Source organism: Limnothrix sp. PR1529, assembly GCF_002742025.1.
Classification (GTDB): Bacteria; Cyanobacteriota; Cyanobacteriia; order CACIAM-69d; family CACIAM-69d; genus CACIAM-69d.
Genome location: NZ_LIRO01000113.1, coordinates 1 through 5,865, shown reverse-complemented (window position 1 = coordinate 5,865; position 5,865 = coordinate 1). Strand labels below are relative to the sequence as shown.

Sequence of the window (5,865 nt, the reverse complement as noted above, 5' to 3'; positions counted from 1 at the left end):
GGGCGGGACTGGGGCAGTTGATCGTTGGGGATCAAACGCCCGGCCGCCGTCACGGGCCCGCCGAAGCTAACCGATCCCCCCAGGAGCGAAATCGTCACCATTGCTAACCAGTGCCATCGCCAAGCCACCATAGGGCGCTCTCCGTTGATTAACCCAAACCGGGCTACCATTACTGCAATTTCATTTCTGTTCTATCAGATTCATCAGATCTATCAGATCCATCCAATTGCGCTGCCCATGGCTCGGTTGCCCCGCTTAAGTTTCGATCGCGGCACTCTGATTTTGCATCCACCGCCCAAGGGCCGCAGTTGGATTGAATGGGCCGTTTGGGACGATCGCATCGAAAAGTTTCGGATTCCAGCGCATCAATACCGATCGCTGGTGGAACGATTGCGGGCCGAGGCGATCGAGTTTCAGGACGAGGCCAAGGAATTTGCCCCCTTGGAACTGCAACCCCGGTTGCAAATGGAACCCTATCCCCACCAACAAGAGGCCCTGGCGGCCTGGAAACAGGCGGGCCGCCAAGGGGTGGTGGTGTTGCCAACGGCGGCGGGCAAAACCTACTTGGCCCAAATGGCCATGGTGGCTACGCCGCGCAGCACATTGGTGATTGTGCCCACGCTGGACTTGATGCACCAGTGGTATGCCCATTGGTCAGCGGCGTTTCCCGATGTGGCGGTGGGGTTGTTGGGGGGTGGCTCGCGCGATCGAACGCCCCTGTTGGTGGCCACCTACGACAGCGCCGCTATCCATGCCGAAACCCTGGGCAATCAGTATGGCCTGTTGATTTTTGATGAATGTCATCACTTGCCCAGCCAGTTTTATCGGGCGATCGCCGACTGTTCGATCGCCCCATACCGCTTGGGACTGACGGCCACGCCCGATCGGGCGGATGGTCGCCATGTGGACTTGGATGAGCTGATTGGGCCCGAGGTCTATCGCAAAGCACCGGAAGACTTGTCGGGCCAAGCCTTGGCCGATCATGAAGTTGTGCAAATTCGGGTGAACCTGGCCGATCGGGAGCGGGCCCGCTACGAGACCTTGATTCAAACCCGCAATCAATTTTTACGATCGCAGAAAATTAGCTTTGGCTCCTTGGATGGGTGGCAGCGGTTTATCCAGGTTTCTGCCCGATCGGCCGAAGGCCGCCGGGCCCTGTTGGCACACCACGAGGCCAAAGCGATCGCCCTCGGCACTGACGGCAAATTGCGCCTGTTGGCGGATTTATTGGCTCAACATCACCCCGATCGAGTGTTGATTTTCACCAATGACAACGCCACGGTCTATCGAATTTCCCAGGAATTCTTGATCCCCGCCATTACCCACCAAACGCCGGTTAAGGAGCGCCACGAAATTCTGCAAAAGTTCAAACAGGGGGACTATTGCACGATCGTGGTGGCCAATGTGTTGGATGAAGGGGTGGATGTGCCCGATGCCAAGGTGGCGATTTTCTTGGCGGGCAGCGGTTCCACTCGACAGTTCATTCAACGGTTGGGGCGAATTTTGCGCAAGGGTAGTGAACCGGGCAAACGGGCCATCCTTTACGAGGTGGTGGCGGCAGACACGGTGGAGGAACGCACGAGTGATCGCCGCCGCCCCGCTGCCCAGTCGGCGGCCTCACCTGATCGCGCCAAGGGTCAACTCACCTTGCTGCCCAGTCCATCTTCCGGGCGATCGCCTCTGAAGGCCGCTGAGACCAAACCGCGCTATGGATCTCGCCAGCCGCCGGAAACACCTGCGCTCGATCCCGATCCTGAAGAAGCTGAAAACTAACGGAGGGGACTTGCAAAGCACCGATCGTTCTCGGGGCAAACAGAGGGGATCTGCAAAGTGCCGATCACCGTCGGGGCAAGGGGCTTAAGCCCCTTGTCTGCGTTTCGAGCTTGGTGTGGAATTTAGAGCGCGTTCCGCAATTCCCGCAATTGTTGCAAACCGGCTTGATCCTGCCGATCGCGGTAGATCACTTCCGCCGCCTGGAGATCGGCCCGCGCGGCCACCCGATCGCCCAAGGAACGATGGGCCCTGGCCCGATTCAACAGGGCATTGGCATAGGCGGGCTGTAACCGCAGGGCCTCGGAATAATCCGCGATCGCCCCGAGCCAATCGCGCATCCCGGCCCGAGCCAACCCCCTGGCGTGGAACGCTTCCGCATAGTCCACATTCACCCGCAGGGCCGCTGAATAGTCCGCGATCGCGGCTTCAAAGTTGCGCCGCTGATGATAAACCATCCCTCGGTTGACGTAGGCGTTGGCATAGAGCGGATCGAGTTCGATCGCCCGGTTCAAGTCCGCCAGGGCCTCCCGAATTTGTCCCATTTGGAAATAGCCTAACCCGCGTAGGTTATAGGCTTCGGCCACCTGAGGATCCACCGCGATCGCCTGGCCGTAGTCGGCCATGGCCCGGTTGCGATCGCCCGCAATGTGGCGCAACAGGCCGCGCTTCACCCAGCCGCTGGCCTGTTGGGGCCGCAGGGTCACCACCCGATCCAAATCCGCCGCCGCGCCCAGCCGATCGCCCCGATCAAACCGCAACACACCGCGATTAAACAGGGCTTCCGCCGATTGGGGATTCCGGTCAATCGCCGCGTCAAAATCCGCTAAGGCCGCGGCCCCATCGCCCCGTTGGCGGTGAACCGTTCCCCGGTTGATGTAGGCATTCACGTAGTTGGGATCGAGGGCGATCGCCCGATCATAATCCGTCAAAGCCGCGGCCCAATTTTGCTGATCGCGATAGGCATTGCCCCGGTTGTAGTGAATGGTTGGGTCATCCTCTTTTTGACTCAGGGCCGATGAATAGTCCGCGATCGCCCCGGCCAGATCACCCCGGGCCCGCCGCACCACCCCCCGATTCACCAGGGCGTTGGTCAATTGCGGATCCAAACGCAGGGCTTCGGTATAGTCCGCGATCGCCGCTTCCGCCGCCTGCAAGTTCCATTGGGCATTGCCCCGGTTGTAATAGAGCCGAGCCAGTTGGGCCGGGGGCAGTTGACCCGCCGGTTGCAGTTCGATCGCCTTGGAAAAATCCGCCACCGCCCCGGCGAAGTCGCGATTACGGAGCCGTTCTTGGGCTCGGTTGGCAAAAAAGTCCGCAGATTCCTGACCGATCGCCCCTTCGGAGTTAGGGGTTTGGGCCATCCAGTGATCGGCGGCCGGAGTCAAGTTGGGTTGTGGCAGCGACGGCGCGATCGCCCTGGCCGTTGTGGCTAAGCACAAACTCGCAACGGAGCCACTGATTAGGATGAGCCTTTTGCGCCATTGCCCTTTACGCCACCGTTCTTTGCGCCATTGTTCTTCGCGCCACTGTTCTTGTCTCATCAATTTGGTCTCTCAAGCCTTAGGTCAAACTGGGCACGCGATCGACCGCCCGTTGACCGCCCCAGCGCGAGACGATCGCATCGTCATATTCATCTGCCAAGGACAAAACCGCCTGCACCGATGCTTCCAATTCCGGGCGATCGCACTCAGAACCCACGATCGCATGGTTTAGGAAAATATCACCATCGGCATCGATTCCAAAAGCCCCAAACAGCAACCGATCATTCTCACGTAACAGATAGTGCATCAGCTCCGGCGACAAATCCACATTGGTCACCACATAGGAGCGCGTGTTCACCACCGCATCATCATCCCCCCAGGGCAACACCTCCACCAACACACAGGCAGAACCGGCGGTGATGTAAGCCGTGGGATGGGGCGCTTCCATATCAATCACCACATCAGACCAAATCCCTTGGAGCCAGGGAAAGATTTTCTCGTAGCAGCTTTTTTGGGCTTCGGTTTTAAATGTCGCCATGCGGATCACCCCAAACCTATGTTGAAAAACAATCTCCTCAGCGGCAGATGATCCGCCAGCGACTCCAGCAACTGTCCTGAATCACCAGGGTGGGAGCTTGCGGAATTGGGCCGGCTCGATCGGGCTGCAATATTGCCGTTTTAACAAAAATCCGGAACCGCCGTCCTGATGTGGCCAATCATTACAGCTTTTACCGGCTTGCGAGCCTACTAGCATGACAGGCTTAATACATTGGGTCAAAGTTGCGGAACCAGTCGTGATAACAAGGGGCTTAAGCCCCTTGCTGCTTAACGATCAGGTGACGATAACAGCCATGTCATTTAACCCAGTGAATTAAGGCAGCCACGCTACTACGCACCGATCGCTTGCAGCAGTTCCGCGAAGGGTTGCCAATCGTCGGCCTGGTCGATCGCCTCCCAAACGCGCTCAATTTCTGGCCGGACGATCGTGATCAATGGGTTGGCTCGCTGGAGTTGGTCGGCCAAGGTAGCCAACTCCTGATCCGATTGTTGTTGCAAAATTCGCCCATAAACTTCACACCATTTTCCCCAATAGGCCAGGGTTTCCCCTTGAGGGTTGCTGTCAGCAGGGCCCACCCAAAAGGGGCGATCGCTGGCATAGTCTTCCGGGCGATCGCGCCAACTGGGGGAAAAATGGCTGCGCAGTTTGGCAAAGAAAGCGTGATAGGGCGTTTGGGAAACGGCTAAAAATTGCACCGTTGCCTCCACCAAATCATCCGCCTCCGCTTCTGCCAAATGCTCAAACCCCAGCCGGGCCGCCATTAACCGGCGATATTCTTGGGCATATTGCTCTGGGAATCGTTCCAGTCCGGCTTCCAGATCCGCCACCGGCATCACCATCCCCAACGGCCGCTGCAATAGCTCTAAATTCAGGCGACAAATAGTGGGCTGATTGCCATAGGCATAGCGGCCGTAATAGTCAAAATAGGCCGCCGTAAATCGCAAATCGTAAGTGGGAATGAAAGCATAGGGGCCATAGTCAAAACTCTGGCCCGTGATCAGCATATTGTCCGTGTTCAAAACCGCATGGCAGAACCCCGCCACCATCCATTGGGCACAAAGCCGCGCCACCCGCTCCACCAATTCGGCATAGAGCTTGGCTTTCCAATCCCGATCGCCCACCCAATGGCCATAGTAGGTTTCCAGCACATGGGCCAACAGGCGATCGATTAAATCAGGCCGCTTCAGATAGTGCAGTCGCTCAAATGTGCCAAATCGAATGTGGCTTGCTCCCATCCGCACAATCACGGACGATCTCGTGGGTGAGGGTTCATCACCTCGCCACAGTTTTTCGCCCGTTTCAATCAGTGACAAGGTGCGTGATGTGTTGACCCCCAACCGATCGAGCATCTCCGTTGCCAACACTTCCCGCACGCCACCTTTGAGGGTTAAGCGCCCATCGCCGTTGCGGGAATAGGGGGTTTGGCCAGATCCTTTCGTAGCCAAATCATAAAGAACGCCGTCCTGGCCTCGCACTTGGCCATATAAAAAACCCCGTCCATCGCCCAATCGTGGGTTATATTCCCCAAACTGATAGCCGTGGTAACGCATGGCCAGCAGCGGTTCCCGCCCGACAAATTGCCCAAAGGCCGCCACAAAATCATCGTCACGAACCGCCGCAGGATCTAGCCCCAGCTTCGGCAGCAGGTGATCGTTCCGAAAGCGCAGTTGATGCATCGGAAATTCAGCGGCCGCCACCGGGTCAAAATAATCGTCCCCCAGTGACTGAAAAGCGGGTTCGTAATCCAAACGCAGAAATGGATTGGTGGGGGTCATGGTTACCAATGGGAATCGGTTGGGAATAATTTAGAAAACTAATTTAAGAAGTTAAATCGTAACTGTTTGGATCGATCTGGTGGATGATTCACACATTTGCGGTATTCTGGGGTGCGATTATTTGCGGAGTAGCCGCGCGAAGCCTGTTCGCAAGGCACGGTTTTGGGTGCTCACTGCGGGACGATGGTCGTACGTCAATCTAATGTGGGATTGATAGAGTAGAGAGACTGATGGATGAAGGTTCACGCCATGGAATGCCCTCTGTGCGGTCACAGCA

The 5,865-nt window shown here is 57.3% G+C and carries 4 protein-coding genes; 1 reads left to right on the top strand and 3 read right to left on the bottom strand.

The genetic code is table 11. The features are described 5' to 3' along the window. Nucleotides 1-237 precede the first annotated feature (237 nt). Entirely contained in the window at nt 238-1,773 is a 1,536-nt protein-coding gene (locus AMR42_RS15515; RefSeq protein ID WP_099534566.1) for a DEAD/DEAH box helicase, read from the top strand. A gap of 122 nt (nt 1,774-1,895) precedes the next feature. On the opposite strand, the gene AMR42_RS15510 is transcribed toward AMR42_RS15515, so the two are convergent. The 3 genes from AMR42_RS15510 to AMR42_RS15500 all read right to left on the bottom strand — a co-directional run bounded on the left by AMR42_RS15510 (nt 1,896) and on the right by AMR42_RS15500 (nt 5,588). After that, the gene (locus AMR42_RS15510; protein WP_099534565.1) at nt 1,896-3,314 is read right to left on the bottom strand and encodes a tetratricopeptide repeat protein; all 1,419 of its coding nucleotides are present in this window, start codon (nt 3,312-3,314) and stop codon (nt 1,896-1,898) included. Between the two features lie 19 nt (nt 3,315-3,333). Next, the gene (locus AMR42_RS15505) at nt 3,334-3,792 is read right to left on the bottom strand and encodes a YbjN domain-containing protein (RefSeq protein WP_099534564.1); all 459 of its coding nucleotides are present in this window, start codon (nt 3,790-3,792) and stop codon (nt 3,334-3,336) included. 350 nt (nt 3,793-4,142) lie between these two features. Further along, on the bottom strand, nt 4,143-5,588 hold the full coding sequence (locus AMR42_RS15500; protein ID WP_099534563.1) for a YdiU family protein: 1,446 nt from the start codon (nt 5,586-5,588) through the stop codon (nt 4,143-4,145). Between the last annotated feature and the right edge of the window lie 277 nt (nt 5,589-5,865).